Raw genomic sequence first — 26,623 nt, 5'->3', positions numbered from 1 at the left:
GCGACCGCAATCGCCGGGTTTTTGCTTGTCTGCTGATATCAGTTAGATTGCGGCATAGACCGCTTTCGCCAGGTCGATCGTGAATTGCCCCCACATGCCTTCGAGCGCTGTATTCGTCAGCGCGACCACCGTCAGGCCCTTTTGGGCATCGACGAACCAGCTGTGCCCATAGACACCGCCCCATTTGATCGTGCCAGCCGAGAAGGGGACCTGAGCGACGACGGGATCGAGGACGACGGACCAGCCGTAGCCGAAACCGAAGCCGGCCTGCTGGGCCTGCATGTGACCACCTGCCTGATCTGTCATCATGGCCTTCACCGTATCGACCGACAGCAGCGGAGCTCCGCCCTTTCTGATCGTGTCCAGAATGGCAAGGATATCGCTTGCCGTTCCGGCCATGCCGGCGCCACCGGAGTGGTAGGAAGCGGGGTCGAATATCCTGTCGGGTGAAAAGCGGATCGTGCCGTCGAAAATCGGGACGAGAGCCTCTTCCCCCATCCGTTGCGGCTCGGGAGCATCATTCACATAGGCGTCTGCCAGGCGGCTACGGTCGCGCACGTAGAAGCCCGTGTCGGAAAGGCCGAGCGGCTTCATGACAAGATCGGCAACCGCATCACCGAGCGGGCCGCCGGTTTCCTTCTCGATGATGCCGCCAAGGACATCCATCGCCAGCGAATACTGCCAACTTTCACCAGGTGCAAAGAGAAGGGGTGCGCTGGCGAGGCGCTGGAGATTGTCTGCCAGCGAACGACCCGGTGTGTCCAGCCCGTCGGATACGCCAGCCGTGTGATAGGGGCCGTCTTGCGCCTCGGCGAATGTGTAACCCAACCCGGAGGTATGGGTGAGAAGATGTCGAATACGGATAACGGCTTCGCCGCCATCGGGCAGACGCGGCCGGAAATCCGGGAGCCATTTGGTGATCGGATCGTCGAGACCGATGCGGCCCTGTTCGACGAGCCGCATGGCGGCAATGGTGACGATCGGTTTGGTGACGGAAGCAAGGCGGAAAATAGCGTCTTCCCGCATTGCGACTTTGTTTTCGCGATCCGCCAGACCGGCGGCGCGGGTGTAGACCAATTCTCCGTCCTGAGCGATCAGAACGACGGTCCCGACCAGCCTTTTGTCGGCCAGCGCGGAATCGATTGCAGCATCGACGCCTTCAGCGAGGCTGCCGTCGGTGAGAGGAACGGAATTTTCCAGTGGAAGACTCATGGGGAAAAACCTTATATAATCACAATGACCATTCCTGAATAAACCAAGTCGGGAAATAATTCTAGAGTGACCATTGTGAAAAATATTGAAGAGAAGGAAAATTCTTCGCCACGCAAGCGTGGGCGGCCGCCCGCTTTCGATCGGGAAACGGTTCTTGCCGCCGCGCGAGATACTTTCTGGAAGCACGGCTACGACGGTTCCTCCATTGCCGACCTGACGGCCGCCATGGGCATTACGCCGCAAAGCCTTTATGCCGCCTTCGGTTCGAAGGCCGAGCTCTATCGCGAGACGCTGGATCAATATCGGCGCATGCCCCGTCCGGAACCCGGCAATCCCTTCCAGGACAAGGTGAATACCGTGACTGCCTTCGAGCGCTTTCTGACGAACTCCGCCAAGATCTTCACGGCGCCGGAACACCCGAAAGGCTGCATGATATCCACCGCGGTGCTGAATTGCGCAGAGGAGAACGAGCCGATCGCCCATCATGTCGCATCGATGCGTCTGCAGACGCTGGATATCTTCACCGCCCGCATCGAGCGCGGGATTGCGGAGGGGGATATGCGGCCGGACGCGGACGCTCGGTCGCTGGCGCGTTTTCTGGGCGCGATCGTGCAGGGCATGTCCGTTCAGGCCCGCGACGGCGCAACCACGGACGAATTGCTCGCCCTCTTGTCTCATGCGCTCAACGAACTGAAAACCTATCAAGTGCGGCAGGAAGCCTGAGCCGAGGCAAAGAAAAACCCGGCGACCGAGATCGCCGGGTTCCGGAATGGTTTTGGAAATGACCGATTAGTCGTTCGAGGAAACCTTGAGGCCGATGACCTGCGGGATCGTCGTCGGCGCGCCCATGGCAGCGCCGATGATCATCGGCACAGGCACCGGCTTGCCGGGAGCAGCCGTGACCGTCAGGCTCTTCGGATTGTCGAGATAGGCGCTGACCGCTGCGGAGACGGCATTCTGGAGCTCCGGAACGTTGAGCTGCGCCATCATGATCGGCGTCATTGCCTTCAGCGTGTCGGCGAGCTGCTTGCCGGTAACGCCCTGCTGCTTGCCGGCGAAGTCGAGCGCGCGTGCCGTAATCGACGCGTCGTCGAAGCGGATCTGGGCGCTGTTGAAGGTGAGCTGCTGCAGCAGGCCGAGCATGGCGAGGCCGGCGGACTGCTGCGCTTCCTGCTGGTTCGGATTGGCGCGAACCGTCTTCAGCGCATCCTGCATCGACTTGGCGAAGGCGGGCGTATAGCCGGAAATGCTGAAGGCGAGGTTCAGCTTGCCGATGTCCCTGAAGTCAAAGGAGTATTCGCTGATGTCGATCGTGCCGGGGCCGATTTCCCAGCTGCCCTTCATGGAGACGGTACCGTCGATCTGCTGCAGCTTCAGCGCATCGATCGCTTCCTTTGTCTTCGCATCGTCGACCTTGCTGAGATCGGCCTTGATGCCGTTGATCTTGGCGTCGAAGTCGAGGCCCGACTTGTCGTCACGCCTCTTCATGTTGGCGTCGGCGCCCTCGATCGAGAACACCTCGGTATCGTCCTTCGTTACGGACACGGCGCCGGCATGAGCGCTCTTGTAGTAGAGCAGCGAGCTCAGGTCGCCCTTGCTTGCGTCGGCCGGGATCTCTACGCCGCTCAGCTTGAGATCGGTGGCGGAAACGGAGGCACCGTCCTTTTTGAAATCGACATCCGCAAAATCGATTTCTTCGATCGTGTAGCCGCCATTGTTTTCCTCGACGCCATCAAGGGTGATATCGCCCAGCGGAATGCTGTCTTCCATGCCGGCCGCCTTGACGCTTGCACCCTTCAGCGTCACTGTGCTGCCGTCGACATCGATGCTGCTAGCGGCAATCGAACCGCCCTGCTGGCTATAGACGTCGTTGATCTTCTTCAGCAGATCGTTGCCGTCGAGCGCAAAGGCGGAGCTGGCGAAAGACAGGGTGGCGGCACTGCACAGCATCAGCCGCGTGGTCCGATAGAAAGTCATGATGGCGTTCCTCGTTGAGCCGGTGGTATTGGCGGGGACGTACAGATTGAGCGTGTACTGCGCTGACTTATATTGATCTTTCTGTGAAAATCCAACGACAATGAATGTAGAGTGCGAGTGCAGCAAAAATGTATCGATAGCCACCCTGCAATGTGCCTGAAACGCCTTCATCCACAGGTGCTTTCGGCTGATTTCTTGCTGTGAATCGTCATCTCTTATAGTCAAGGGCCATGGGAAAAAATCTGACACCGCCGCCCGGTGACGGCGACGACAACATCCTTCCGGTCGATCTGAAGGCCGCGCTCGAAGAGCGTTACCTGGCCTATGCCTTGTCGACGATTACGCAACGCGCGCTTCCGGACGTCCGCGACGGGCTGAAGCCGGTGCATCGCCGTATCGTCTATGCGATGAGCGAGATGGGGCTCCGCCCGAACGCTGCCTTCCGCAAATGCGCCAAGATTGTCGGCGAGGTGATGGGTAACTATCACCCGCATGGCGACCAATCGATCTACGATGCGCTGGCGCGCCTGGCGCAGGATTTCTCGCAGCGCTACACGCTGGTCAACGGCCAGGGCAATTTCGGCAATATCGACGGCGATAGCCCGGCCGCGATGCGCTACACCGAATCCAAGATGACGGCGGTTTCCGAGCTGCTGCTCGAGGGTATCGACCAGGATGCAGTGGATTTCCGTGACACCTATGACGAGTCGAATTCCGAGCCGATCGTTCTGCCTGGGGCTTTTCCCAATCTGCTCGCCAACGGCTCTTCTGGCATTGCCGTCGGCATGGCGACCTCTATCCCGCCGCACAATGCTCACGAGCTTTGCGACGCCGCCCTGCATCTGATCAAGGATCGCGATGCGACGGTCGAGAAGCTGGTGGAACTGTATATTCCAGGTCCCGACTTTCCGACCGGCGGCATCATTATCGATGATCGGCAGAGCATCATAGAAAGTTATAAGACCGGCCGCGGCGGTTTCCGTGTCCGGTCCAAGTGGGAGATCGAGGATCTCGGTCGCGGCGGCTACCAGATTGTCATCACGGAAATTCCGTTCCAGGTGCAGAAGTCGCGGCTGATCGAAAAGATCGCCGAACTGCTTCTGGCGCGCAAGCTGCCGCTGCTCGAGGACATCCGTGACGAATCCGCCGAAGATATCCGCGTCGTTCTCGTGCCGAAGAGCCGCACAGTCGACGCGACGATCCTGATGGAGTCGATGTTCAAGCTCACCGAGCTTGAGAGCCGGTTCCCGCTCAACATGAACGTTCTGTCCATGGGCCGCATTCCCAAGGTCATGGCGCTGAACGAAGTGCTGAAGGAATGGCTGGATCACCGCCGGGAAGTCCTGCTGCGCCGTTCGCGCTTCCGTCTGGCGGCCATCGAAAAGCGCCTCGAAATTCTCGGCGGCTTGCTGGTCGCTTATCTCAATATCGACGAGGTCATCGCCATCATCCGCGAGGAGGATGAGCCGAAGCCTGTGATGATGGAGCGTTTCGGCCTCACGGACAATCAGGTCGAGGCGATCCTCAACATGCGGCTGCGCTCCTTGCGCAAGCTGGAGGAGTTCGAAATCCGCAAGGAGTTCGACGGCCTGACGAAGGAGAAAGCCGACATCGAGGCATTGCTCGCTTCGGACGAGAAGCAGTGGCAGACGGTTGCCTGGGAAATCGGCGAGGTGAAGAAGAAATTCGCCAAGGCCACTGACATTGGTCGGCGCCGCACGCAGTTTGCCGAAGCGCCCGAAGCCGATGATGCGGCCATCCAGCAGGCGATGATCGAGAAGGAGCCGATTACCGTCGTCGTTTCGGAAAAGGGCTGGATTCGTGCTCTCAAGGGCCACATTTCCGATACCTCGTCGCTGACCTTCAAGGAGGGTGACGGTCTCAAGGTTGCGTTCCCGGCGCAGACCACGGACAAGATCCTCATCATTACGACCGGCGGCAAGGCCTATACGCTCGGAGGCGACAAGCTGCCGGGCGGCCGCGGCCATGGCGAGCCGCTGCGCATCATGATCGACATGGAAAACGATCAGGATGTGCTGACCGCCTTCGTCCATGATCCGCAGCGCAAGCAGATAATCGCATCGACGGCAGGTAACGGCTTCATCGTTGCCGAGGCGGAACTGGTCGCAAACACCCGCAAGGGCAAGCAGATCATGAACGTCTCTTATCCCGACGAGACCAAGCTTCTGGTTCCGGTTTCGGGCGACCATGTCGCCGTGGTTGGCGAGAACCGCAAGATGGTGATCTTCCCGCTTTCGCAGGTGCCGGAAATGTCGCGCGGCAAGGGCGTGCGCCTGCAGCGCTACAAGGATGGCGGCATCGCCGATATCAGATGCTTCGCGATCGCAGATGGCCTGACCTGGGAAGACAGCGCCGGCCGCACCTTCACCAAGAGCAAGGATGAGTTGGTGGAATGGTTGGGCGACCGCGCCGGCGCCGGCCGTGCCGTCCCGAAGGGCTTCCCCAGAAGCGGCAGGTTTTCGGGGTGAGGAGCGGTCAGGCAAAGTCCGAGCAATCGACCCATGGGTCGATTACAGCGACGAACGCCCTGAGCGCTAGCGAAGGGCCGGGGATAACGGATACGGCAGCCCGTCACCCGGCCAGCGGAACGCTGAAATCTTTCAGGAATTGAGTCGCACCTATTTCATCGATTTCCCCGGCCGCGACACCCAATACAAACGTCACGATCATCCCATCGTCGGCTTCAATCAGATAGCCATGGATGTAGAGAAATGTGAACGCCGCCAGGTAACCAGTTCTTTTGTTCCCGTCGGAAAAAGGATGGTTCCGTAACGGACCGTAAAGATAGGCGGCGGCCAAAGCGAATAGGTCATTTTCGCCATAGACAGCTTTGTTGAGCGGACGAGCCAACGCCGCTTCCAAAGCATTTTCATCCTTTAAACCCAATAAGCCACCATGCTCGGCGAGTTGTTCCTCGTGCATGATCTCGATGGCTTCGCGGGAGAGCCATTTGTATTCGATCATTTTGCAAGTTCACGCAGAGCAGCGCGATATTTTTGCATGCCAAGCCGCGCAGCCCGCAGTTGCTCGGCGAGATCGGCACGCTCCGGCACCAACTCGATGTTGCCGTTTACTTCGCGTATTTCCAATGCATCGCCGTTCTTCAAGCCGAGTCTGTGAAGGACTTCCTTCGGAATAATCACGCCTTCGGAATTGCCGATTTTGCGGATGGTGACATTCATGTCTCAACTCCAATGTAATAACTCAGTTATAACATTGGCCGACTGTTGTTTCAATGCGCAAGGCTTTGCGCGGTGATCGCTGCTCTAGCCTTGACCCGCGCCTGCCAGAGCGAGTGTGCGGCCAGCGCCAGGATCAATATCGCGCCGCCGGCCAGTGTCATGGTGGTCGGCGCCTCCGAGAAGATCATCCAGACCCAGATCGGCGCGAGGATCGTTTCGAGCAGATAGAACATCGCCACTTCCGGCGCTGAGAGAAAGCGTGTGCCCGTCGCAAGGCACCAGAAGGAAAGCGGCATCAGTACGGCGCCGTCAAAAAGGATCCAGCCGGGATGGGCGATGGAAAAGCCGGAGGGAGCCACGTGATAGAGGCCGACGGCGGCTGGGATGATCGCTGCCAGCAAGGAAGCAAAGCCCATATCCCGCCCCGAGGCGCGGCTAATCGTGATCGCACAGGCGATGGAAAGCGATGCGATCACCGAAAGGGCATCGCCAAGCAGGTGCCCAGCCTCCATGCCGTCGCCGACGATCAGGCCAACACCGAGGATCATCACTGCCATGGTGATGAAGGTGGACACGGCAGGTCGCTCTTTCAGGAAAATCCAAGACAGCAGCGCGGTGAACATTGGGTTGAGCGCGATGATGAAGACCACATTCGCCGCCTTCGTATAATAGACGGCAAGCAGGAAGGTGATGGTGGTCAGCCCGTAGAAGAAGCCAACGGGAATTCCAAGCCAGCCCGGCAGTACGCCTTGCAACGAGCCTGTGACCCGGCGGATGACGAAAAGAGCTGCGAGTGCCACGACGATGGTCGCAAGGCTGCGTGCCGACAGCACCGACCAGACTTCGCCGCTGGAAAGCCGGATCAAGGGAATATCCATCGACAGCGCCAGGCCGCCGAGCGTCGTCAGCAGCAGGCCCTTCTTGTGGTCCGAAAGCTGGGAGAACATTCAGCGGACGATTTCTTTGTCGCCGTCGGCGGCCGGATCGAAGCGCTCCCATCCGCGTGGGGTGAGATGCTCCTGAGGCTGGAAGCGCGTCTTGTAGTCCATCTTGCGCGAGCCCTTGACCCAATAGCCGAGATAGACGTGCGGCAGCCCCAGGGCCTTCGTCCGCTTGATGTGGTCCAGAATCATGAACGTGCCGAGCGACCGCGCATCGAGATCGGGATTGAAATAGGAATAGACCATGGACAGCCCGTCGCTCATGACGTCGGTCAGGGCGGCGGCCAGCAGTTCGCCCTTCGGGCGCTGTTCCAGCCCCGAACCCTCTTCGCGGCGGCGATATTCGATGATGCGCGTGTTCACATGTGTGTCCTCGACCATGATCGCATAATCGAGGACGGTCATGTCGGACATGCCGCCTTGCTGATGACGATAATCGAGATAGCGACGGAAGAGCGAATATTGCTCGCTGGAGGGCTGCGCCGGAAATTCGGTGGCGATGATGTCGTTGTTGGCGGTCAGTACCCGTTTCATCGATCGGGTGGGCTCGAATTCCTGGGCGAGGATGCGTACCGATATGCAGGCCCTGCAGGATTCGCAGGCGGGACGATAGGCGATGTTCTGCGAGCGCCTGAAGCCGCCCTGGGTCAGAATATCGTTCATCTCGGCGGCGCGCGGACCAACAAGGTGCGTAAAGACCTTGCGTTCCATTTCGTGCGGCAGGTACGGGCAGGAAGCCGGTGCCGTCAGATAAAACTGCGGAGATGGCGTCGACTGCGTGTTCATCTGCCGTTGATTGACCTTTCTCTCGGCACCCGTTTTCTACAAGCATGGCCCAAGTTTAGAAAACGTCAACTACGTCCTTCGCTAAAGATCGAAGTTTCCTAATTGACCATGCACAGAAATATCTCCCGCGCGCGCCATGGCCCGTGGGAAATCGTGGGGTGCCCTATGCTTATGCGTTGTTTTAGGCCGTCCGGGCGATGACCGTGCCGAGCAGTAGGTCATGCACAAGCCGGCTGCGGTCGGTGAAGAGACCTACCAGCAGGATAAGCGGCGTCAGGACGGAGTTCAGGATCCAGAACAGGGCCAGATGGACGATCGCGGTCAGGAAATCCATGCGCCGGCCGTCGACTCGAACCATGGTGAGGCCCATGGCGCGCATGCCGAGCGACGCCTGATAGGGGCCGCCAAGCGTCCACCCGAAGTAGAGGCCGGCAACGAGAACGAACAGCACCGGATAAAGGAAGAAGCCGAGCCCCAGTGTCAGGATTGAAACGAAGAACAGCAGTACGGCCGCGGGAATGCACAGCAGCGCGACGATGATGTAGTCAACGATGAAGGCGAAGATGCGCCGGCTCAGCACGCCACTATAGGCGCGCCAGTCATCCGGTGCTGCATAGAGCGGGCTTGGGTTCAGGCTCATCGTTTTGCTCCTTCGCACTAGCCCCCGTCAATTCTTCAGATCCGCAAGGGGCCAATGCCAGTTAAAGATCCCTCTGCGACTTTTGTGCGACCGGTAGGGCACGCAAAAGTCGCGGCGAGGAAACATTTGCCGAACATATGGTATCGGCTTCAGCAAATACAATAAGAGAGCGGCGTGACGTTATTTCTTCGCCAGATGTCTCGCCACCTCGACAGCGAAATAGGTGAGGATGCCATCGCAGCCGGCGCGCTTGAAGGCGAGCAGGGTTTCGAGCATTACCTTCTCGCCGTCGATCCAGCCGTTGGTCGCGGCAGCCTTGATCATAGCGTATTCGCCCGAGACCTGATAGGCGAAGGTCGGAAGGCCGAAGGCTTCCTTCAGCCGCCAGCAGATGTCGAGATAGGGTAGGCCGGGCTTGACCATCAGCATGTCGGCGCCTTCCTCGACGTCGAGCGTCGCGTCGCGCACGGCCTCGGTGCCGTTGGCGGGGTCGATATAATAGGTCTTCTTGTCGCCCTTCAGCAGGCCACCGGTCGAGATCGCCTCGCGGTAGGGGCCGTAGAAGGCAGAGCTGAATTTCGTCGCATAGCTCATGATGCCGACGCTCTGGTGGCCGGCTGCATCGAGTGCCTGGCGGATCACGCCGATGCGGCCATCCATCATTTCCGAAGGCGCGATGATGTCTGCTCCGGCATCCGCTTGGTAGACTGCGGCACGCGCCACCTGTTCGACCGTCTCGTCATTGACGATCTCGTTGCCGCGAAGGATGCCGTCATGCCCGTGGCTGGTGAAAGGGTCGAGCGCGACGTCTGTGATGACGCCAATGTTCGGCACGGCCTTCTTGATTGCGGCCGTGGCGAGATTGATGAGATTATTCTTCTCGAGACTGTTGGAGCCGGTCTCGTCGCGCAGTTCCATCTCGATGTTGGGGAATGTCGCGAGCGCGGGAATGCCGAGATCGGCTGCCTCCTTGGCCGCTTCCACAGCTTTGTCCACGGTCATGCGGTTGACGCCGGGCATGGCCGGGATGGGCTCGACGATGCCGGTGCCTGGGATCACGAAGATCGGCCAGATCAGATCGTCGACCGTCAGCCGGTTTTCCTGCACGAGACGGCGCGTCCAATCGGCCTTGCGGTTGCGCCGCATGCGCCGATGACCGGTGATCTCGTCAACGAGATGCGTCTTGTTCTCCATGATGCCGCCATCCTTCTTCGTCTATTTATGGCATTCTCTATGGGGCGCGTACCTATCACGCCGTCCCCAGGATTCAAAACAAGGCGAAAGGCCGCAGCCATTATATTCTGGCGAGGCACGTGCCTCCTACGTATTGTTCGCGCATGGAACCTGATTCTTCGACCGTACCCAAGAATACGCTGACGGACATCCTGTTCGTGCTGTTCCTGCGGCTGATCGCAATCGCCTGCTTCTGGCTTGGCCTGCAATATTGGGCGATGCTGGTCGGCTACTCGCTGGATGGTCATGCCCGCTTCGATCTGCTGGCGCTGCCATGGAAGGTCGCGGGTGCCGGGCTTGCCGTGGTTTTTCCGGTCGCAGCCCTTGGATTATGGCTTACAGTTTCCTGGGGGCCGGTCATGTGGGTGCTGGCTGCAGGCGGGCAGGGGCTGATGTATGGCGTCTGGCCGGAGATATTCGGATCCAATCCGCTGATCATGATCTTGCATGCCTGTGTCGCGGTGATTTATTGCGCTTTCCGCGTCCTGCTGTGGCAGGAGAAACGCCGGCGTCGTCGGCAGCAGGTAATGGTTGATTTACCCTGAGACAGCAACACTTCCTGGTAAGGTGCTGTTAAGCCTGCAGTTTAAGTAGAATTTTATGTGTATTCGATAGGGTCTCACTCAAGGCGGGAAGAAAACGACACCGCCAAACAAAACAGAGTGAGGCCAAGTCATGATGAACACGAAAATCAAGCCGCAGGCAGTTGCAAACGCTCGGGATCAGCAGGTTGATGACATCCGGGCCCTCTACATGGAATCCCTTCACCTGGTCGAGCGTCTGCACCGCCGCCTGCTTGATGTTATCAAGGACGAGTTCGACCGCCAGGGTCGCGACGATGTCAACGCCGTACAGGCACTTCTCCTTTTCAATATCGGTAATTCCGAGCTGACGGCCGGCGAACTGCGCTCCCGCGGTTTCTACCTCGGCTCCAACGTTTCCTATAACGTCAAGAAGCTGGTCGACCTGGGCTTCATCAACCATCAGCGCTCGCGCATCGACCGTCGCTCGGTCCGCATCAGCCTGACGGAAACCGGCCAGGATATCGCCGAAACCGTCGCCAAGCTCTATGAGCGCCATATCGGCTCGATCGACAAGGTCGGCGGCATCGGCACGGACGAGTTCACCCAGATGAACAAGCTCCTGCAGCGTCTGGACCGCTTCTGGAACGATCAGATCCTCTATCGCCTGTAAGTAGCGGGCAGGGACAGATCCCAGGGCCTTCCAGTCAAAGCAAGCTGGACACGTTCCCTGCGTGTCCGGCTTGAACGCGTTGACGGTTCGGCCGTTGTGCGTTTTTTGCCACGTCCGCGCTTCACCTTCCGTCACATGTAACGTCCCGGGCGGCTAAGCCATTGACGCAAGATCAGGACACGCTATGAACCACGCGCAGCTGTGGTATTTTAGCAAATGCAGTTTGGCTTTTCTTTCGCACTCGCGCGGCAAAGCAAGTTTCATGCCGTGAGACACGAATTGGCCATATTGCTATGACAGCGGAAATCGACTGCAGGCAGCGTTCTCGAAATACGATCTTCCGACCTGAAGGTCTTGGCTTCGCGATATTGTGATAGTTCGTGGCCAAGTTTTTGGTGGTGCATTAAGGGAACGGATTGATACTGAGCCACGTTACTTGGCGCAAGCTTGCGCTATTTACTGCTTCCTCTCTAGGCTGCGCATGATTGGATCGCAGCGTTGAACGGTTAGGATATGTCGAAGAAAAACGGAATTGAACCCTTTTCGCGCCGCGCTTTCCTGCGGTCGGCTGCAACTCTTGGCGCTGCTGCACTGGCTGCTCCGGCTCTCGCGCAAAACGCGACCCCACTGGAAGCGCTGATCAACGACCGTTCTCGCGGCAATTGGGATGATCAGTTCGACGCCAAGGCTGCGGCGCGCACCGCCGCTGCTGTTCAGTCGAACACGCCAATTCTCGGGCCAGATTCCGTATCGAATATTCAGCAGGCGATCGCGCAATATCAGAGTATTGCCGCCAACGGCGGATGGCCGCAGATCAATCCGACAAGCCAGCAGCCGCTGCAGCTCGGTGTGACCGATCCGGCGGTACAGTCGCTGCGCCAGCATTTGATGATCACCGGCGACCTGCCGCGTGAGGCTGGTATCTCCTCTGCCTTCGACTCTTATGTCGACGGTGCGGTCAAGCGCTTCCAGGCCCGTCACGGACTGCCGGCAGATGGCGTCCTGGGCGATTTCACGCTGAAGGCGATGAACATCCCCGCCAATGTTCGCCTGCAGCAGCTCAACACCAATCTTGTTCGCCTCCAGACGTTCCCGTCCGACCTCGGCCGTCGTCACGTCATGGTCAACATCCCGGCGACACGTGTCGAAGCCGTCGAGGATGGCCAAGTGGCATTGCGCCACCAGGCGATCGTGGGCCGTGAATCGCGGCCGACGCACATCATCAATTCGAAGATCTATGAGGTCATCCTCAACCCGTACTGGACGGCGCCGCGCTCCATCGTCGTCAAGGACATCGTGCCCTTGATGCGCAAGGACCCGACCTACCTGACGAAGAACAACATTCGCCTTCTCGACGGCAAGGGCCAGGAAGTGGCCCCCGAGACGATCGACTGGAATTCGGACAAGGCGCCGGACCTGATGTTCCGTCAGGACCCGGGCAAGACGAATGCCATGGCATCCACGAAGATCAACTTCTATAATCCCAATAACGAATACATGCACGATACGCCCGAGCAGGGCCTCTTCAACAAGCTAATGCGTTTCGACAGCTCGGGCTGCGTGCGCGTCCAGAACGTACGCGACCTCGCAACCTGGCTGCTGGCTGAAACGCCAGGCTGGCCGCGTCAGCACATCGAGCAGGTCATTTCCACCCGCGTCAACACGCCGATCAAGCTGGCGACCGAAGTGCCTGTCTATTTCGTTTATATTTCGGCCTGGAGCGCCCGCGACGGCATCGTCCAGTTCCGTGACGACATCTATAATCTCGACGGCAATTCCCAGTTGGCGCTCAATACGACTGAGGGCATGGAGCAGCCGGTTCAATAATCGGCATTCCAATTGCAATTCTTATCGAAGCCGCGTTTTCGGACGCGGCTTTTTCGTGTGTCGGTGTCAGCTATCGTAGTTTGCCCAGCAAATGTCGCTGGTCGTATTGCTCTCCGGCGACCCGGGCGCTAATACCGTCTGCATTGCCGTTCCGGCCCGTTCAGGAGCTTTCACGATGACCAACGCGTCCACCGAACCCTTCTTCAATCGCTCGCTTGCCGACACCGATCCGGAAATCTTTGGCGCGATCGGCAAGGAACTCGGTCGCCAGCGGCACGAAATCGAACTGATCGCCTCGGAAAACATCGTCTCGCGCGCCGTTCTGGAAGCGCAGGGCTCGATCATGACCAACAAATATGCCGAGGGATATCCGGGCAAGCGCTACTACGGCGGCTGCCAGTTCGTCGATATCGCCGAAGAACTCGCCATCGAGCGCGCCAAGAAGCTGTTCGGCGTCAACTTCGCCAACGTTCAGCCGAACTCCGGTTCGCAGATGAACCAGGCCGTCTTCCTCGCGCTTCTGCAGCCGGGCGATACCTTTATGGGCCTCGACCTGAATTCGGGTGGTCATCTGACGCATGGTTCGCCGGTCAACATGTCCGGCAAGTGGTTCAACGTCGTGTCCTACGGCGTGCGCGAAGGCGATAACCTGCTCGACATGGATGAAGTGCAGCGCAAGGCCGAAGAGCACAAGCCGAAGCTCATCATTGCAGGCGGCACAGCCTATTCCCGTATATGGGACTGGAAACGCTTCCGCGAGATCGCCGACAGCGTCGGCGCCTATCTGATGGTCGACATGGCCCACATTGCCGGTCTCGTCGCCGGCGGACAGCATCCGTCGCCGTTCCCGCATTGCCATGTTGCCACCACGACCACGCACAAGTCGCTCCGCGGCCCGCGCGGCGGCATGATCCTCACCAATGACGAGGATCTGGCGAAGAAGTTCAACTCGGCCGTCTTCCCTGGTCTCCAGGGTGGCCCGCTGATGCACGTCATCGCCGCCAAGGCCGTTGCCCTCGGCGAAGCGCTGCAACCCGATTTCAAGGACTATGCCGCCCAGATCGTCAAGAACGCCAAGGCTCTGGCTGAAACGCTGATTTCCGGCGGCGTCGACGTCGTCTCTGGCGGCACCGACAACCACCTGATGCTGGTTGATCTGCGCAAGAAGAATGCCACCGGCAAGCGCGCCGAGGCAGCTCTCGGCCGCGCTTACGTCACCTGCAACAAGAACGGCATTCCGTTCGACCCGGAAAAGCCCTTCGTCACCTCAGGTGTTCGCCTCGGCACGCCGGCCGGCACGACGCGCGGCTTCAAGGAAGCCGAATTCCGCGAGATCGGCAATCTGATCATCGAAGTGCTCGATGGCCTGAAGATTGCCAATTCCGACGAAGGCAATGCTGCCGTCGAGGCTGCCGTGCGTGAGAAGGTGGTCAAGCTCACCGACCGCTTCCCGATGTACGGCTACATGGGCTAAGGAGAGCGCATGCGCTGCCCTTACTGCGGCTCAGAAGATACCCAGGTCAAGGACTCGCGCCCGGCGGAGGACAATACGTCCATCCGCCGTCGGCGCATTTGTCCGGATTGCGGCGGCCGCTTCACCACCTTCGAGCGCGTGCAGCTGCGCGAGCTCATGGTTATCAAAAAGACAGGCCGCAAGGTGCCGTTCGATCGTGACAAGCTGGTGCGCTCCTTCGAGATCGCGCTACGCAAGCGTCCGGTCGATCGTGACCGGATCGAGCGTGCCGTGTCTGGTATCGTCCGCCGCCTCGAAAGCTCGGGCGAAACCGAAATCAGCTCCGAGCAGATCGGTCTGCAGGTGCTGGAAGCGTTGAAAAGTCTCGATGACGTCGCCTTCGTGCGCTACGCCTCCGTCTACCGCGATTTTTCGCATGCGGAGGATTTCGAGCACGTGATCGACGAGATCAACGCCAAGATCGCCCGCGATCCGCTGGACCCTTGACCATGGTGTTGCGGCCTGAAGACGAGCGTTTCATGGCCGCGGCCATCCGCCTGTCGCGCCGGCATCTGGGACTGACCTCCACCAATCCGTCCGTCGGCTGCATCATCGTCAAAGATGGCGTAGTCTTGGGCAGCGCTGTGACAGCGCTTGGCGGGCGGCCGCATGCCGAACCTCAGGCTCTGGCCGAGGCGGGGGAGGCGGCGCGGGGCGCTACCGCCTATGTGACGCTGGAACCCTGTTCTCACTACGGCAAGACACCGCCCTGCGCCGAGGCGCTGATTACCTATGGCGTGGCACGCGTCGTCATCAGCGTCACTGATCCCGACCAGCGCGTTTCCGGGCGTGGCATCGCCATGCTGCGCGATGCGGGCATCGAGGTCGACGCCGGCATTCTAGAGGCGGAAGGCAGGCGGTCTCTCGCCGGCTATCTCATGCGCCAGACGAGAAACCGGCCCTATGTGACTCTCAAGCTTGCCGTTTCCGCCGATGGCATGATCGGCAAGTCGGGCGAGGGACAGGTGCGCATTACCGGCGATATCGCGCGCGCGCAGGTCCAGATGCTGCGCGCCGAAAGCGACGCCATTCTCGTCGGCATAGGCACGGCGATATCAGATGATCCGGAGTTGATTTGCCGGCTTCCCGGCCTGGAGGATCGTTCGCCGCTCCGTATCGTCATCGATGGCGAACTGCGGCTGCCCCTCGGCAGCAAGCTGGTCCGGACGGCCCGGCAGTATCCGGTGATCGCAGTTGCCGGCCATCCGCCGTCCTTCGATGACCATACCGATGCTGCGTTCCTCGGACGGCGCGCGGCGCTCGATGCTGCTGGCGTCGAGGTGTTGCAATCCAATTCCAGCGAGCCGGGAGAGCTGCTGGAGGCGCTGGGTACGCGCGGCATCTCGTCCCTGCTGGTGGAAGGTGGCGCCAGGACGGCGCAGCGCTTTCTCGACGCCGGGCTCGTCGATCGCATTCTGCTGTTCCGGGGGCCGGCCGATATCGGCGAGGGCGGTATTGAATCGCCGGTCCTCAAGTCCAATATCCCAGCTAATTTTATGCATGTCGGCGAGAGCCGCTTCGGCGACGATCTCTGCGACGAATACGAGAGAGGTTTTTGATGTTTACCGGAATTGTCACCGACGTCGGCACGGTCGAATCCATTTCCCCGATGCAGGAAGGCATCAAGCTGCGCGTTGCCACCAATTACGATCCGGCGACGATCGACATGGGCGCATCCATCTCGCACGCAGGCGTCTGCCTGACGGTGACCGGATTGCCGGAAGAGGGCAGCAATGGACGCTGGTTCGAGGTCGAGGCTTGGGAAGAGGCTCTCCGCCTGACGACCATCGGCAGCTGGGAGCCCGGGGCTAAGATCAATCTCGAGCGTTCCCTGAAGATCGGCGACGAGCTTGGCGGCCACATCGTGTCAGGCCATATCGACGGCAAGGCGGAAATCCTATCGGTGACATCAGAAGGCGAGGCCACCCGCTTCCGCCTGCGCGCGCCGGAGCATCTCGCAAGATTCGTGGCGCCGAAGGGCTCGGTCGCGCTTGATGGCACCTCGCTCACGGTCAATGCCGTCGAGGGTACGGAATTCGATGTTCTCCTGATCCGCCACTCCCTGGAGGTCACCACCTGGGGCGAGCGCAAGGCTGGCGATTTCGTCAATTTCGAAGTCGACACCATGGCCCGCTACGCCGCTCGTCTGGCGGAATTCCCTGTCGTCCGTGAGGACTGAGTGTTACAGGCTCGCTGCGGCAGGGCGCCGGCCGCGCCTCGGCGACTTACGCGAGCATTTTTTCCATCAGGAAGTTCGAGAAGATCTGGCCGCGCTTTTCTACCTGTTGCGCGGTCACGACGACAAAGCCCTTGCGTTCGAAGAAGGGGCGGGCCGTCAGGCTCGCTTCCGTGAAGATCCGTTGAAGACCCTGTTCACGGGCCGCATTTTCGACGGTTGCAAGCAACAGGCTGGCGACGCCTTTTCCCTGATAATCGGGCGAAACGAACATCATATCCAGGCAACCATCCGATTTCAGATCGGTAAAGCCGATGGGTTTCGAACCGTCCATCGCAAGCCAGGTCGGCCGGCTCGCTCGATATTGTGCCCATTTTTCTGCATCATCGACTTTCGCCCAGGCAGCGATCTGGGCCGGGTTGTAGTCCTTGGACGCCACCTCGCGAATGGCTCTCAGGAAAATATTGATCGTGGCTTCGGCGTCATCCGGTTCGTAAGGTCGGACGGAAAACCTGTCCTGCAGAGCCGGCATGATAGTTCTCCCCGCAACGCCTAACGTTCGAATAGGACGTTGGACCTGTCCTTGAGCACGAGTTCGCCGATACGGCGGAAGCCGATCTTTTCGGCAACCCGTATCGACGGCAGGTTCTCGAAATCCACGATGCAGGTCATGCGACGGCCTGCGAACGGTCTGTCCGCCCAGGCAATCGCCGCATTCATGGCTTCCGTAGCATAGCCCTTGCCCTGCATCGGCGGCGTAATGCCCCAACCGGCCTCCAGCGTGCCTTCCGTCATCGGCGTCATGTCGCGATGCAGGTCGAGGAATCCCACTTCGCCGATCAACCGGCCGCTTTGGCGTTCCTCGACGGCAAAGAAACCGAAGCCGAGATGATGCCATAGGCCGGCATAGCGTAACAGTCGGGCCCAAACCTGCTCGCGTGTCGGCATCTCGCCGCCGATGAAGCGGACAATCTCCTTGTGCTTCCAGAGCTCGAGGAATTCATCGAAATCATCAAGCGTATGGCCGCGCAGCAGAAGCCGGTCAGTCGTCAATGTTGGAATGTGGGTCATCGGGTCAGGTCTTTGCCGAAAATGTTTTTGGTGATGGTCAGTCGTCCGAGGCGCCGGGCTCGCCGTCCCAGTAGTCGAGGTTGGTGGCAGCGGCGCGGCCGATGGCGCGGAACGCCGTCTTGCCGCCGCTATAGGTTTTGGCCAGGAACTTGCCGGAATCGGGATATTCCACGATCTCGGTCCGCGCCTTCGTTGAAATGGCGAGATAGGTGAGCACGCTGGGGCCGATGTTGATCAGCTGATGTGCCGTTTCCGGGCCGCCGGCCGGAGCTCCAAGAACATCGCCCTTGCTGACCGTGATACGCCGGTCGCCGAAGCGGTATTCGCCTTCGCCGTCGAGAATGACGAACATCTCCTCCTCGACATGATGATTGTGAAATGGACAGCCGGATTTGCCCGGGGGCACCTCGTTGTAGCTGATGCCGAGCTGCTTCAGCCCGAGCTTCGCTCCGAAGGACGTGTCGCTGCCGGCAAAGAAGCTGCCTTGCTGCCAATGTTCCAGTTCAAGCTCGCCGACATTGATGGCGGGTGTGGATTTCTCTGTCATGAACCTCCCCCTCGCAGGTTGCAAATTATTACCGAAGCGGTTGCGTGTGCGAAAGCCACAATTTCCGCGGTGCGCCGATCATTTCCAAATAGGGTCGGAATCAGGCCCGCGCCATTGAAAAACACTTGCCAAGCGAGGCTCGCCGTGATTTGACCCGGGCCTAACAAGGTGCCGCGCCCTCTCAAATTGCAGGTGATGTATGACCAGCTCTTCCAACGCTCATATCCTTATCGTCGAAGCTCGCTTCTATGACGATATGGCCGATGCCCTGCTCGACGGCGCCAAGGCCGCTCTCGATGAGGCAGGCGCGACCTATGACGTCGTTACCGTCCCCGGCGCGCTGGAGATCCCTGCGGCAATTGCCATGGCGCTCGATGGCGGCGACAATGGTAATGTGGTTTATGACGGCTATGTGGCTCTCGGCATGGTTATCCGCGGCGAGACCTATCATTTCGATATCGTCGCCAATGAATCCTCGCGGGCTCTGATGGACCTGGCCGTCAGCGAATCTCTTGCGATCGGCAATGGTATCCTCACCGTCGAGAACGATGAGCAGGCATGGGCGCGTGCGCGCCGTTCGGACAAGGACAAGGGCGGTTTCGCTGCCCGTGCGGCGCTGACCATGATCGCGCTGAAAGAGAAGTTGGGTGCATAATAGATGAGCAATCAGGATAACGAGCGACCGGCCAAGCCCGCCAACCAGCGGGGTGCCGCACGTCTTGCGGCGGTTCAGGCGCTCTATCAGATGGATATCGGCGGAACCGGCGTTCTGGAGGTGGTGGCTGAATACGAGGCCCACCGTCTCGGGCAGGAGCTGGATGGCGAGACCTATCTGAAGGCCGACGCATCCTGGTTCCGCTCCATCGTGTCGGGCGTCGTGCGTGAGCAGACCCGGCTCGATCCGCTGATTGGTTCCGCGCTTCAGGATGACTGGGCGCTGTCGCGTCTCGACAGCACCGTGCGCGCTATCCTGCGCGCCGGCACTTTCGAGCTTATCGACCGCAAGGACGTGCCGGTCCCGGTCATCGTCACCGAGTATGTCGAGATTGCGCATGCCTTCTTCGAGGAGGACGAGCCGAAGCTCGTGAATGCCGTGCTCGACCGAATCGCCAAGCAGGTTCGCGGCGAAGCGAAGAAATAGGCTTCGCCGGACGTTCAGATCGCGATGTAACGCATTTTCGTTTTCTTCGTTCGCGCCTGATTTCATCTTCGAATATTCTTTTGAACCTCCTGCGGGTGTTTTACCTGCGGACGGTCTTGACGCGACGTTTTCCCGCCATCAATCTCGCAACTGCACATCAGCCGATCTCCTGGAGGAGGGGACCGATCGTTGTCGCAGGCGGCCGGGGGAGGAGTAAACCGCCGGCTTTTTTGGAGGGAAAAAGCGAAATGTCGATTCTTTTAGGAGTGATCGCATGCGGACTGCTCTCGGTCATCTATGCCGTATGGGCAACCCGGTCGGTGCTCGCTGCCGATCAGGGCAATGCCCGCATGCAGGAGATTGCCGGGTATATTCGTGAAGGAGCGCAAGCCTATCTGGCGCGCCAATATAGAACCATCGCCATCGTCGGGATCATTGTTTTCATCGCGGCCTGGCTCCTCTTGTCGGCCGAAGCCGCTTTCGGCTTCCTGATCGGCGCAATCCTCTCAGGCGCCGCAGGTTTCATCGGCATGCATGTCTCCGTGCGCGCCAATGTTCGTACCGCGCAAGCCTCGTCGCAGAGCCTGTCTGCAGGCCTCGACATTGCGTTCAAGTCCGGTGCCATCACCGGCATGCTGGTTGCAGGTCTCGCCCTGCTCGGCGTCTCCATCTACTTCTATGTGCTTACCGGCATCCTCGGTCACGAAGCGGGTTCGCGTGACGTGATCGATGCGCTTGTCGCCCTTGGTTTTGGCGCCTCGCTGATTTCGATCTTCGCCCGTCTTGGCGGCGGTATCTTCACCAAGGGGGCCGATGTCGGCGGCGACCTCGTCGGCAAGGTCGAGGCCGGCATCCCGGAAGACGATCCGCGCAATCCCGCCACGATCGCCGACAATGTCGGCGACAATGTCGGCGATTGCGCCGGCATGGCAGCCGACCTGTTCGAAACTTATGCGGTGTCCGTCGTCGCCACGATGGTTCTGGCCGCCATTTTCTTCGCCGGCTCCCCGATCCTCGGTTCTGCCATGGTCTATCCGCTGGCGATCTGCGGCGCCTGCATCATCACCTCGATCATCGGTACCTTCTTCGTCAAGCTCGGTGTCAATGGTTCGATCATGGGCGCTCTTTATAAGGGCCTCATCGCGACCGGCGTGCTGTCGATCGTCGGTCTGGCCGCAGCCACCTCGCTCACCATAGGCTGGGGTTCGATCGGCACCGTTGGCGGCTTCGACATCACCGGCACGAAGCTCTTCACCTGCGGTATCGTCGGTCTCATCGTCACGGCGCTGATCGTTGTCATCACCGAATACTACACCGGCACCAACAAGCGGCCGGTCAATTCCATCGCCCAGGCGTCGGTTACCGGTCACGGCACCAACGTCATTCAGGGCCTTGCCGTCTCGCTGGAATCGACGGCATTGCCGGCGATCGTCATCGTCGGCGGCATCATTGCCACCTACCAGCTCGGCGGCCTGTTCGGCACGGGTATTGCTGTTACCGCCATGCTCGGCCTTGCCGGCATGATTGTCGCGCTCGATGCCTTCGGTCCGGTGACGGACAATGCCGGCGGCATCGCGGAAATGTCGCATCTTCCGCCGGAAGTGCGCAAATCCACCGATGCGCTGGACGCGGTCGGCAACACCACCAAGGCCGTCACCAAGGGTTATGCCATCGGTTCGGCCGGTCTCGGTGCGCTCGTGCTGTTTGCCGCCTATTCGAACGACCTGCAATATTTCGCGGCGCACGGCGACAAGTTCCCGTATTTCGCCAATGTAGGCACGATTTCGTTCGAGCTTTCAAACCCCTACGTCGTTGCCGGCCTGCTGTTCGGCGGTCTGATCCCCTATCTCTTCGGCGGTATCGCCATGACGGCCGTCGGTCGTGCCGCCGGTTCGATCGTGGAAGAGGTGCGCCGGCAGTTTCGTGAAAAGCCCGGCATCATGCAGGGCACGGAGCGTCCCGACTATGGCCGCGCCGTCGATTTGTTGACCAAGGCTGCCATTCGGGAAATGATCATCCCGTCGCTGCTGCCGGTTCTGGCGCCTGTCGTCGTCTATTTCGGCGTCCTGCTGCTGTCCGGCTCCAAGGCCTCTGCCTTTGCCGCTCTCGGCGCCTCGCTGCTCGGCGTGATCATCAACGGCCTCTTCGTCGCCATCTCGATGACGTCGGGCGGCGGCGCCTGGGATAACGCCAAGAAGAGCTTCGAGGACGGTTTCGTCGACAAGGACGGCACGCGCCACATGAAGGGCTCGGAAGCTCACAAGGCATCGGTGACGGGCGACACCGTCGGCGATCCCTACAAGGATACGGCGGGTCCGGCCGTCAATCCGGCGATCAAGATCACCAATATCGTCGCCCTGCTGTTACTTGCGATTCTCGCCGGCTAAGCGAAGCAGACCGAACGCAAAAAGAAAACCCGCGGGGCGCAGCGCCCCGCGGGTTTTTCGTTGAGATACCGTCCCGATCTTATTGGCCCGGGTTAAGGTTGTTGAGGAAGTTCCTTGCGCCGTTGACGCCGCTGCCGCTGCCCTGGAGGATCTGCTGCAGGAAGGTGATGTCGCGACCACCGGTCGGGGTCGTGCGGCTGATCATGTCGAAGACCTTGCCGTCCTTCAGCGTGTAGTTGGCTTCCTGCTTCACCACGCCGTCCTTGTCGAAATAGATCGCCAGAATGTTCTGGTCGACCAGCTTCGGCTTCATGAAGGCGACGGCGCGCGTACGCTTCTGGGAGATGTAGTAGAAGACCTCGCCATCGAAGGTTGCGGTGGTGGAAGGCGTGCCGAGCGACAGCAGGACCTGTTCGCGGCTCGAACCGACCGGCGCGAGCGCCAGCGACTGCGGGTCGAAGATGTAGCCGTTGTTCATGACCTCACTGGTCTTGCATCCCGAAAGGCCCATGGTCGCAATCACCAGGGCGATGGCGGCAGCGCTGCTGAAAGTAATGTCAGACTTGAAATACCGTCTGGTCAACGACATCTCATCTCCCCTAATGAATCAATCCGATGGCCGGACGGCCGATATGACCTTGCTGTGCACATCATTGTGGCCTTTCCGCGATGGCAAAAGGCACAATCATGTTGTTCGGCACTCTTCGTCACCGATCATGCACAACGTGACGACGGTAAGGGCTGGAGCCTCGAAGCGGGCACAAACGGCATTGCAATTCGCGCTTGCTTCGGTAAACCAGCTTTTGCGTGGATGCAACAAGGCCAAGCAAAAACGGCGCGCTCTGAGGGAGCCAATTCCGGGAATTTTCATGATTTTTGGGCTCTTCCGTAAAAGAAATCACAATCAGATCATCGTGGTCAGGCAGTATGAGATCCTGACATCCATGGCGCGGCAGCCGGTTTTCTATACGGACTACGAGGTGCCTGATACGGTGATGGGGCGCTTCGAATTGCTGTCTGTCATGATGATCCTGTTCTTTCGCCGTACGCGGTCTTCGGCAACAAGCGGCCAGGAACTGGCGCAGGAAATCGTGGATGCCTTCTTCGAGGATATCGATTATTCGATCCGCGAGCTCGGTATAGGCGACAACAGCGTGCCGAAGCGCATGAAGAAGCTGGCCGGCATGTTTTATGGACGGCTCGAAAGCTATGCGGGTGCCATGGATAGCGATGATCGCACCGCGCTTGCCGCGGCGCTACAGCGCAACATCTATCCCAAGGCGAATGAAAATGCGGCATCCATGCGTTCGCTGGCCGATTGGATGATGATCGCAGAAGCGCACTTGGCGACCATAACCGAAAATCAGATCGCTACGGGCTCGGCGACGCTGCCAGTGCCAGATAAAGTCGGCCAACGGGCCGTTAGGAGATAAAAATGAAAAGACACGACTCCGATGAAACGCCGTTCTCCTATCCGGTGAAGGTGGGGCATATCTCCGCCAATCCGGTGGATGTGCACCTCGAGGCTGACGATCGCGAACTGGCCGGGCTCGCTGCTCTCTGGGATGTTCTCTCGGTCGGCAAGCTCGAAGCCGACCTCAAGATTTCTCGCTGGAAGCGCGACGGCGTGCGCATCAAGGGCAATGTGAAGGCAAAGATCGTTCAGGCTTGCGTTGTCACACTCGAGCCGGTCGAATCTGATATCGACGAGGACTTCGAGCACATCTTCGTGCCCGAGGATTCCAAACTGGCGCGTGCGCCCTCTGTGGATGCCGGAGAAATGATACTTGATCCCGATGGTCCGGATCTTCCGGAGACCTTTACCGGTGACACGATTGATGCCGGCGCGGTCGTTGCGGAATTTGCCGCTCTCGCCATTGATCCCTATCCGCGCAAGCCTGGCGTCGAATTCGAAGCGCATATTGAAGACACGGGCGAAGATGACAGAAAACCGTCGCCCTTCGCTGTTCTGAAAGACTGGAAAAAGGAATAGGCCCCGGTGCCGTTCGAGCACAATTCAGTTGTAACCGGGGGAGAAAACGGTATTTTGACGCCAAATTCGCCCGTCGCGGCGAAGAAAAAGGACTAGGGACGCGTGATCAGAATTTCTCTTGACCTAATGGGTGGCGACTTCGGCCCTGAGGTTGTTGTTCCCGGCGCGGCCAAGGCGCTGGATAGGCATCCCGATATCACATTCGTCATGTACGGACAGAAAGAACGCTGCGAGGCGGTCCTCGCCAAATATCCCAAGCTTCGCGAAAAATCGGTCTTTCACGAATGCGAGGTTGCCATCAGCATGGATGAAAAGCCGAGCCAGGCGCTTCGCCGCGGCCGCTACGTCTCCAGCATGTGGCGCTCGATCGAGGCGGTGAAGACGGGCGATGCTGATGTCGTCGTGTCCGCCGGCAATACCGGCGCGCTGATGGCGATGGCGAAATTTTGCCTCCGCACCATGGCCAATATCGAACGCCCGGCAATCGCGGCGATCTGGCCGACGCTGCGTGGCGAAAGCATCGTGCTTGATGTCGGCGCCACGATCGGCGCCGATGCCCAGCAATTGCTCGACTTTGCCCTGATGGGCGGCGCCATGGCACGCGCGCTCTTCGAGATCGAGCGCCCCACCGTCGGCTTGCTGAACGTCGGCGTCGAGGAAATCAAGGGGCAGGAGGAAGTCAAGGACGCCGGCCGCCTCATTCGCGAAGCCAATCTCGAATCGCTTGAATATTCCGGTTTCGTCGAGGGCGATGATATCGGCAAGGGCACGGTCGACGTCGTCGTCACGGAAGGCTTCTCCGGCAATATCGCGCTGAAGGCGGCCGAAGGCACGGCAAAGCAGATCGGCGCCTATCTGCGCGCCGCCATGTCGCGCACGCTGCTTGCACGCATCGGTTATGTCTTTGCCAAGGGCGCCTTCGACCTGCTGCGCGAAAAGCTCGATCCCAGCAAAGTCAATGGCGGCGTCTTCCTTGGCCTGAACGGCATCGTCATTAAGAGCCATGGCGGTGCGAATGTCGAAGCCTTCGCAGCTGCCATCGATGTCGGCTACGATATGGCCAAGAATGGGCTCACGCAGAAAATCGAAAACGATTTGAAGAGATATCATGCCAAACGGCTGCCCCCTATCGGGCCGGAAGCGGCATGAGAGACGGGGTATACGCAGAATGATCCGTTCAATAGTCCGCGGTTTTGGGGCGGCGCTCCCCAAACGCGTCATGACCAATGCCGAGATGGAGCAGATCGTCGACACGAGCGACGACTGGATCGTCCAACGCTCGGGCATTCGTCAGCGCTACATCGCCAGTGAAGGCGAAACCACGGCGTCCCTGGGCGAGCAGGCGGCACGCGCCGCTCTCGCCAATGCCGGGATGACACCGGATGACCTCGATCTGATCATCGTTGCCACCTCGACGCCGGACAATACTTTTCCCGCAACGGCGGTGAATATCCAGAACAGGCTCGGTATGCATCATGGCTTCGCCTTCGATGTCCAGGCCGTCTGCACCGGCTTCGTCTATGCGGTGACCACGGCTGACGCCTATATTCGCGGCGGCCTTGCCAAGCGCGTACTCGTCATCGGCGCCGAGACATTTTCCCGCATCCTCAATTGGACCGACCGCACGACATGCGTTCTCTTTGGGGACGGTGCCGGCGCGCTGATCCTGGAGGCCGGCGAGGGGAGTGGCGCCAATAGCGATCGCGGCGTGCTGACGGCAAGCCTGCGCTCCGACGGTTCGCACAAGGACAAGCTTTATGTCGATGGCGGCCCGTCAACAACGGGAACCGTCGGCGTTCTCCATATGGCGGGCCGTGAGGTCTTCAAGCACGCCGTCGGCATGATCACCGACGTCATCCAGGCCGCATTCGATGCAACGGGCACCACGCCCGACGATCTCGATTGGCTCGTGCCGCATCAGGCCAATCGCCGCATCATCGATGGTTCCGCCAAGAAGCTCGGAATTGCTCCCGAGAAGGTTGTGGTCACCGTGGACCTTCATGGTAACACATCGGCTGCATCAATTCCGCTTGCGCTCGCCGTTGCGGCAGGTGATGGACGAATCAAGAAGGGCGACCTGGTGATGCTGGAGGCTATGGGTGGCGGCTTCACCTGGGGCGCGGTCCTGCTGCGCTGGTAGTGCCACATCTCTAAAAGCCGTTCCGAACAAGAGCTTGACCGTTCGGCGCAACGGCAATAGTCTCGCGAAACTTGAAGAAGATTACGCAGCAATATGGGCGGGGAGCTATGACGGGCAAGACAGTGACGCGCGCAGACCTAGCGGAGTCGGTATTCCGGAAAGTCGGTCTCTCCAGAACGGAGTCGGCGGAGCTCGTCGAGACTGTGATCGATGAAATTTGCAACGCCATCGTGCGTGGGGAAACGGTAAAGCTCTCCTCGTTTGCGACATTCCAGGTGCGTGACAAGAATGAGCGCATTGGCCGCAATCCGAAAACCGGCGAGGAAGTGCCGATCTCTCCGCGGCGTGTCATGACCTTCAAGGCGTCGAACGTCCTCAAGACCCGCATTCTGAAAGCACATGCGAGCCGCAAGGCGAAGGCCAAGCCGGTAAATCCTGCCTCCTGATCCATCCTTATGATTTCTGTTTTCGCTCGACCGCATGCCTTGTCGTGCGGTCGCTCCAGTGCATCTTCTGTGTTGATTTGTCGCCAGCCTGTGCAGCGGCTGAAGATGTGACTTGAATTTCCACCGCCAAACCGTTGAAATATGGTGAGTCGTATCATGGAACGATACGAATGCCGACATCCGCTTTGCGTGATCC

The 26,623-nt window shown here is 59.6% G+C and carries 29 protein-coding genes; 17 read left to right on the top strand and 12 right to left on the bottom strand.

The genetic code is table 11. From position 1 onward, the window contains the following. Nucleotides 1-42: 42 nt before the first annotated feature. Complete coding sequence (locus FBZ99_RS04440) at nucleotides 43-1,212, bottom strand: serine hydrolase domain-containing protein (protein ID WP_145631635.1); 1,170 nt, start codon at nucleotides 1,210-1,212, stop codon at nucleotides 43-45. Between the two features lie 66 nt (nucleotides 1,213-1,278). On the opposite strand from FBZ99_RS04440, the gene FBZ99_RS04435 reads away from it, so the two are divergent. Further along, nucleotides 1,279-1,935, top strand: a complete 657-nt coding sequence (locus FBZ99_RS04435) for a TetR/AcrR family transcriptional regulator (protein ID WP_173002488.1) — start codon at nucleotides 1,279-1,281, stop codon at nucleotides 1,933-1,935. Nucleotides 1,936-2,001: 66 nt separating this feature from the next. Here FBZ99_RS04435 and FBZ99_RS04430 read toward each other — a convergent pair whose 3' ends face one another. Next, nucleotides 2,002-3,189, bottom strand: a complete 1,188-nt coding sequence (locus FBZ99_RS04430) for a hypothetical protein (protein ID WP_145320490.1) — start codon at nucleotides 3,187-3,189, stop codon at nucleotides 2,002-2,004. Between the two features lie 230 nt (nucleotides 3,190-3,419). Between FBZ99_RS04430 and parC the strand changes: the two genes are divergently transcribed. After that, on the top strand, nucleotides 3,420-5,678 hold the full coding sequence (parC, locus tag FBZ99_RS04425) for a DNA topoisomerase IV subunit A (protein WP_069616234.1): 2,259 nt from the start codon (nucleotides 3,420-3,422) through the stop codon (nucleotides 5,676-5,678). A 103-nt stretch (nucleotides 5,679-5,781) separates the two neighbouring features. Here the strand turns inward: parC and FBZ99_RS04420 are convergent, their stop codons facing one another. From FBZ99_RS04420 to hemB, 6 genes are all read right to left on the bottom strand, one after another. Continuing rightward, complete coding sequence (locus tag FBZ99_RS04420) at nucleotides 5,782-6,174, bottom strand: type II toxin-antitoxin system death-on-curing family toxin (protein ID WP_113354706.1); 393 nt, start codon at nucleotides 6,172-6,174, stop codon at nucleotides 5,782-5,784. Next, on the bottom strand, nucleotides 6,171-6,392 hold the full coding sequence (locus FBZ99_RS04415) for an AbrB/MazE/SpoVT family DNA-binding domain-containing protein (RefSeq protein WP_113329039.1): 222 nt from the start codon (nucleotides 6,390-6,392) through the stop codon (nucleotides 6,171-6,173). The genes FBZ99_RS04420 and FBZ99_RS04415 overlap by 4 nt, the downstream gene beginning before the upstream one ends. A 50-nt stretch (nucleotides 6,393-6,442) precedes the next feature. Next, nucleotides 6,443-7,339, bottom strand: coding sequence for a DMT family transporter (locus FBZ99_RS04410; RefSeq protein WP_145631633.1), 897 nt, complete (start codon nucleotides 7,337-7,339; stop codon nucleotides 6,443-6,445). Further along, nucleotides 7,340-8,119, bottom strand: coding sequence for an arginyltransferase (locus FBZ99_RS04405; RefSeq protein ID WP_113329037.1), 780 nt, complete (start codon nucleotides 8,117-8,119; stop codon nucleotides 7,340-7,342). Between the two features lie 181 nt (nucleotides 8,120-8,300). Further along, nucleotides 8,301-8,759, bottom strand: coding sequence for an RDD family protein (locus FBZ99_RS04400; RefSeq protein WP_075852219.1), 459 nt, complete (start codon nucleotides 8,757-8,759; stop codon nucleotides 8,301-8,303). Nucleotides 8,760-8,939: 180 nt separating this feature from the next. Next, nucleotides 8,940-9,953 (bottom strand): porphobilinogen synthase, encoded by a 1,014-nt coding sequence (hemB, locus tag FBZ99_RS04395; protein WP_145631631.1) that lies wholly within the window; start codon nucleotides 9,951-9,953, stop codon nucleotides 8,940-8,942. A gap of 143 nt (nucleotides 9,954-10,096) precedes the next feature. Between hemB and FBZ99_RS04390 the strand changes: the two genes are divergently transcribed. The 7 genes from FBZ99_RS04390 (at nucleotide 10,097) to FBZ99_RS04360 (ending at nucleotide 16,705) form a co-directional block, all read left to right on the top strand. Then, on the top strand, nucleotides 10,097-10,537 hold the full coding sequence (locus FBZ99_RS04390) for a DUF6163 family protein (RefSeq protein ID WP_069616240.1): 441 nt from the start codon (nucleotides 10,097-10,099) through the stop codon (nucleotides 10,535-10,537). Between the two features lie 133 nt (nucleotides 10,538-10,670). Beyond that, entirely contained in the window at nucleotides 10,671-11,186 is a 516-nt protein-coding gene (gene ldtR / locus FBZ99_RS04385; RefSeq protein WP_069616333.1) for a transcriptional regulator LdtR, read from the top strand. A 513-nt stretch (nucleotides 11,187-11,699) separates the two neighbouring features. Further along, nucleotides 11,700-13,013, top strand: a complete 1,314-nt coding sequence (locus FBZ99_RS04380; protein ID WP_113329034.1) for a L,D-transpeptidase family protein — start codon at nucleotides 11,700-11,702, stop codon at nucleotides 13,011-13,013. Nucleotides 13,014-13,188: 175 nt separating this feature from the next. After that, nucleotides 13,189-14,487 (top strand): serine hydroxymethyltransferase, encoded by a 1,299-nt coding sequence (gene glyA / locus FBZ99_RS04375; protein WP_113329135.1) that lies wholly within the window; start codon nucleotides 13,189-13,191, stop codon nucleotides 14,485-14,487. A gap of 9 nt (nucleotides 14,488-14,496) precedes the next feature. Then, nucleotides 14,497-14,973: a transcriptional regulator NrdR gene (gene nrdR / locus FBZ99_RS04370; protein WP_015339425.1), complete on the top strand. Its 477-nt coding sequence runs from the start codon at nucleotides 14,497-14,499 to the stop codon at nucleotides 14,971-14,973. A 2-nt stretch (nucleotides 14,974-14,975) separates the two neighbouring features. Continuing rightward, a complete protein-coding gene (ribD, locus tag FBZ99_RS04365; protein ID WP_145631629.1) occupies nucleotides 14,976-16,085 on the top strand; it encodes a bifunctional diaminohydroxyphosphoribosylaminopyrimidine deaminase/5-amino-6-(5-phosphoribosylamino)uracil reductase RibD in 1,110 nt (369 codons plus the stop codon). Continuing rightward, nucleotides 16,085-16,705: a riboflavin synthase gene (locus tag FBZ99_RS04360; protein ID WP_145631627.1), complete on the top strand. Its 621-nt coding sequence runs from the start codon at nucleotides 16,085-16,087 to the stop codon at nucleotides 16,703-16,705. The genes ribD and FBZ99_RS04360 overlap by 1 nt, the downstream gene beginning before the upstream one ends. Before the next feature lie 46 nt (nucleotides 16,706-16,751). On the opposite strand, the gene FBZ99_RS04355 is transcribed toward FBZ99_RS04360, so the two are convergent. The 3 genes from FBZ99_RS04355 to FBZ99_RS04345 are packed head-to-tail and all read right to left on the bottom strand — an operon-like array spanning nucleotide 16,752 to nucleotide 18,320. Continuing rightward, entirely contained in the window at nucleotides 16,752-17,234 is a 483-nt protein-coding gene (locus FBZ99_RS04355) for a GNAT family N-acetyltransferase (protein WP_145631625.1), read from the bottom strand. A 20-nt stretch (nucleotides 17,235-17,254) separates the two neighbouring features. Beyond that, nucleotides 17,255-17,773, bottom strand: coding sequence for a GNAT family N-acetyltransferase (locus FBZ99_RS04350; RefSeq protein WP_145631622.1), 519 nt, complete (start codon nucleotides 17,771-17,773; stop codon nucleotides 17,255-17,257). Nucleotides 17,774-17,810: 37 nt separating this feature from the next. Beyond that, nucleotides 17,811-18,320, bottom strand: coding sequence for a cupin domain-containing protein (locus FBZ99_RS04345; RefSeq protein ID WP_113329030.1), 510 nt, complete (start codon nucleotides 18,318-18,320; stop codon nucleotides 17,811-17,813). Between the two features lie 199 nt (nucleotides 18,321-18,519). Between FBZ99_RS04345 and FBZ99_RS04340 the strand changes: the two genes are divergently transcribed. From FBZ99_RS04340 to FBZ99_RS04330, 3 genes are all read left to right on the top strand, one after another. Continuing rightward, nucleotides 18,520-18,975 (top strand): 6,7-dimethyl-8-ribityllumazine synthase, encoded by a 456-nt coding sequence (locus FBZ99_RS04340; RefSeq protein ID WP_069616248.1) that lies wholly within the window; start codon nucleotides 18,520-18,522, stop codon nucleotides 18,973-18,975. Nucleotides 18,976-18,978: 3 nt separating this feature from the next. Then, a complete protein-coding gene (gene nusB, locus FBZ99_RS04335; protein WP_047627120.1) occupies nucleotides 18,979-19,461 on the top strand; it encodes a transcription antitermination factor NusB in 483 nt (160 codons plus the stop codon). Nucleotides 19,462-19,709: 248 nt separating this feature from the next. After that, on the top strand, nucleotides 19,710-21,848 hold the full coding sequence (locus FBZ99_RS04330) for a sodium-translocating pyrophosphatase (RefSeq protein WP_113329029.1): 2,139 nt from the start codon (nucleotides 19,710-19,712) through the stop codon (nucleotides 21,846-21,848). Nucleotides 21,849-21,927: 79 nt separating this feature from the next. Here FBZ99_RS04330 and FBZ99_RS04325 read toward each other — a convergent pair whose 3' ends face one another. After that, the gene (locus FBZ99_RS04325) at nucleotides 21,928-22,437 is read right to left on the bottom strand and encodes an outer membrane protein assembly factor BamE (RefSeq protein ID WP_069616250.1); all 510 of its coding nucleotides are present in this window, start codon (nucleotides 22,435-22,437) and stop codon (nucleotides 21,928-21,930) included. Nucleotides 22,438-22,717: 280 nt separating this feature from the next. On the opposite strand from FBZ99_RS04325, the gene FBZ99_RS33835 reads away from it, so the two are divergent. The 5 genes from FBZ99_RS33835 (at nucleotide 22,718) to FBZ99_RS04300 (ending at nucleotide 26,427) form a co-directional block, all read left to right on the top strand. Beyond that, nucleotides 22,718-23,281, top strand: a complete 564-nt coding sequence (locus FBZ99_RS33835; protein ID WP_145631619.1) for a ubiquinol-cytochrome C chaperone family protein — start codon at nucleotides 22,718-22,720, stop codon at nucleotides 23,279-23,281. A gap of 2 nt (nucleotides 23,282-23,283) precedes the next feature. After that, on the top strand, nucleotides 23,284-23,841 hold the full coding sequence (locus FBZ99_RS04315; protein ID WP_095434461.1) for a YceD family protein: 558 nt from the start codon (nucleotides 23,284-23,286) through the stop codon (nucleotides 23,839-23,841). Between the two features lie 102 nt (nucleotides 23,842-23,943). Further along, nucleotides 23,944-24,990 (top strand): phosphate acyltransferase PlsX, encoded by a 1,047-nt coding sequence (plsX, locus tag FBZ99_RS04310; protein WP_113329028.1) that lies wholly within the window; start codon nucleotides 23,944-23,946, stop codon nucleotides 24,988-24,990. A gap of 19 nt (nucleotides 24,991-25,009) precedes the next feature. After that, nucleotides 25,010-25,981: a beta-ketoacyl-ACP synthase III gene (locus FBZ99_RS04305; protein WP_113329027.1), complete on the top strand. Its 972-nt coding sequence runs from the start codon at nucleotides 25,010-25,012 to the stop codon at nucleotides 25,979-25,981. Between the two features lie 107 nt (nucleotides 25,982-26,088). After that, nucleotides 26,089-26,427: an integration host factor subunit alpha gene (locus FBZ99_RS04300; protein WP_069616254.1), complete on the top strand. Its 339-nt coding sequence runs from the start codon at nucleotides 26,089-26,091 to the stop codon at nucleotides 26,425-26,427. The last annotated feature ends 196 nt before the right edge of the window (nucleotides 26,428-26,623 follow it).

This window comes from Rhizobium sp. ERR 1071 (assembly GCF_007828675.1).
Classification (GTDB): domain Bacteria; phylum Pseudomonadota; class Alphaproteobacteria; order Rhizobiales; family Rhizobiaceae; genus Rhizobium; species Rhizobium dioscoreae.
The sequence above is the reverse complement of the archived record's forward strand: the minus strand, read 5'-3'. Positions and strand labels throughout refer to the sequence as shown.

Bases quoted from the DNA above. Each gene is read 5' to 3' on its own strand.
- FBZ99_RS04440 (WP_145631635.1), bottom strand. From the start codon at position 1,212: ATGAGTCTTCCACTGGAAAATTCCGTTCCTCTCACCGACGGCAGCCTC.
- FBZ99_RS04430 (WP_145320490.1), bottom strand. From the start codon at position 3,189: ATGACTTTCTATCGGACCACGCGGCTGATGCTGTGCAGTGCCGCCACC.
- parC (WP_069616234.1), top strand. From the start codon at position 3,420: ATGGGAAAAAATCTGACACCGCCGCCCGGTGACGGCGACGACAACATC.
- FBZ99_RS04420 (WP_113354706.1), bottom strand. From the start codon at position 6,174: ATGATCGAATACAAATGGCTCTCCCGCGAAGCCATCGAGATCATGCAC.
- FBZ99_RS04415 (WP_113329039.1), bottom strand. From the start codon at position 6,392: ATGAATGTCACCATCCGCAAAATCGGCAATTCCGAAGGCGTGATTATT.
- FBZ99_RS04410 (WP_145631633.1), bottom strand. From the start codon at position 7,339: ATGTTCTCCCAGCTTTCGGACCACAAGAAGGGCCTGCTGCTGACGACG.
- FBZ99_RS04405 (WP_113329037.1), bottom strand. From the start codon at position 8,119: ATGAACACGCAGTCGACGCCATCTCCGCAGTTTTATCTGACGGCACCG.
- FBZ99_RS04400 (WP_075852219.1), bottom strand. From the start codon at position 8,759: ATGAGCCTGAACCCAAGCCCGCTCTATGCAGCACCGGATGACTGGCGC.
- hemB (WP_145631631.1), bottom strand. From the start codon at position 9,953: ATGGAGAACAAGACGCATCTCGTTGACGAGATCACCGGTCATCGGCGC.
- FBZ99_RS04390 (WP_069616240.1), top strand. From the start codon at position 10,097: ATGGAACCTGATTCTTCGACCGTACCCAAGAATACGCTGACGGACATC.
- ldtR (WP_069616333.1), top strand. From the start codon at position 10,671: ATGAACACGAAAATCAAGCCGCAGGCAGTTGCAAACGCTCGGGATCAG.
- FBZ99_RS04380 (WP_113329034.1), top strand. From the start codon at position 11,700: ATGTCGAAGAAAAACGGAATTGAACCCTTTTCGCGCCGCGCTTTCCTG.
- glyA (WP_113329135.1), top strand. From the start codon at position 13,189: ATGACCAACGCGTCCACCGAACCCTTCTTCAATCGCTCGCTTGCCGAC.
- nrdR (WP_015339425.1), top strand. From the start codon at position 14,497: ATGCGCTGCCCTTACTGCGGCTCAGAAGATACCCAGGTCAAGGACTCG.
- ribD (WP_145631629.1), top strand. From the start codon at position 14,976: ATGGTGTTGCGGCCTGAAGACGAGCGTTTCATGGCCGCGGCCATCCGC.
- FBZ99_RS04360 (WP_145631627.1), top strand. From the start codon at position 16,085: ATGTTTACCGGAATTGTCACCGACGTCGGCACGGTCGAATCCATTTCC.
- FBZ99_RS04355 (WP_145631625.1), bottom strand. From the start codon at position 17,234: ATGCCGGCTCTGCAGGACAGGTTTTCCGTCCGACCTTACGAACCGGAT.
- FBZ99_RS04350 (WP_145631622.1), bottom strand. From the start codon at position 17,773: ATGACCCACATTCCAACATTGACGACTGACCGGCTTCTGCTGCGCGGC.
- FBZ99_RS04345 (WP_113329030.1), bottom strand. From the start codon at position 18,320: ATGACAGAGAAATCCACACCCGCCATCAATGTCGGCGAGCTTGAACTG.
- FBZ99_RS04340 (WP_069616248.1), top strand. From the start codon at position 18,520: ATGACCAGCTCTTCCAACGCTCATATCCTTATCGTCGAAGCTCGCTTC.
- nusB (WP_047627120.1), top strand. From the start codon at position 18,979: ATGAGCAATCAGGATAACGAGCGACCGGCCAAGCCCGCCAACCAGCGG.
- FBZ99_RS04330 (WP_113329029.1), top strand. From the start codon at position 19,710: ATGTCGATTCTTTTAGGAGTGATCGCATGCGGACTGCTCTCGGTCATC.
- FBZ99_RS04325 (WP_069616250.1), bottom strand. From the start codon at position 22,437: ATGTCGTTGACCAGACGGTATTTCAAGTCTGACATTACTTTCAGCAGC.
- FBZ99_RS33835 (WP_145631619.1), top strand. From the start codon at position 22,718: ATGATTTTTGGGCTCTTCCGTAAAAGAAATCACAATCAGATCATCGTG.
- FBZ99_RS04315 (WP_095434461.1), top strand. From the start codon at position 23,284: ATGAAAAGACACGACTCCGATGAAACGCCGTTCTCCTATCCGGTGAAG.
- FBZ99_RS04305 (WP_113329027.1), top strand. From the start codon at position 25,010: ATGATCCGTTCAATAGTCCGCGGTTTTGGGGCGGCGCTCCCCAAACGC.
- FBZ99_RS04300 (WP_069616254.1), top strand. From the start codon at position 26,089: ATGACGGGCAAGACAGTGACGCGCGCAGACCTAGCGGAGTCGGTATTC.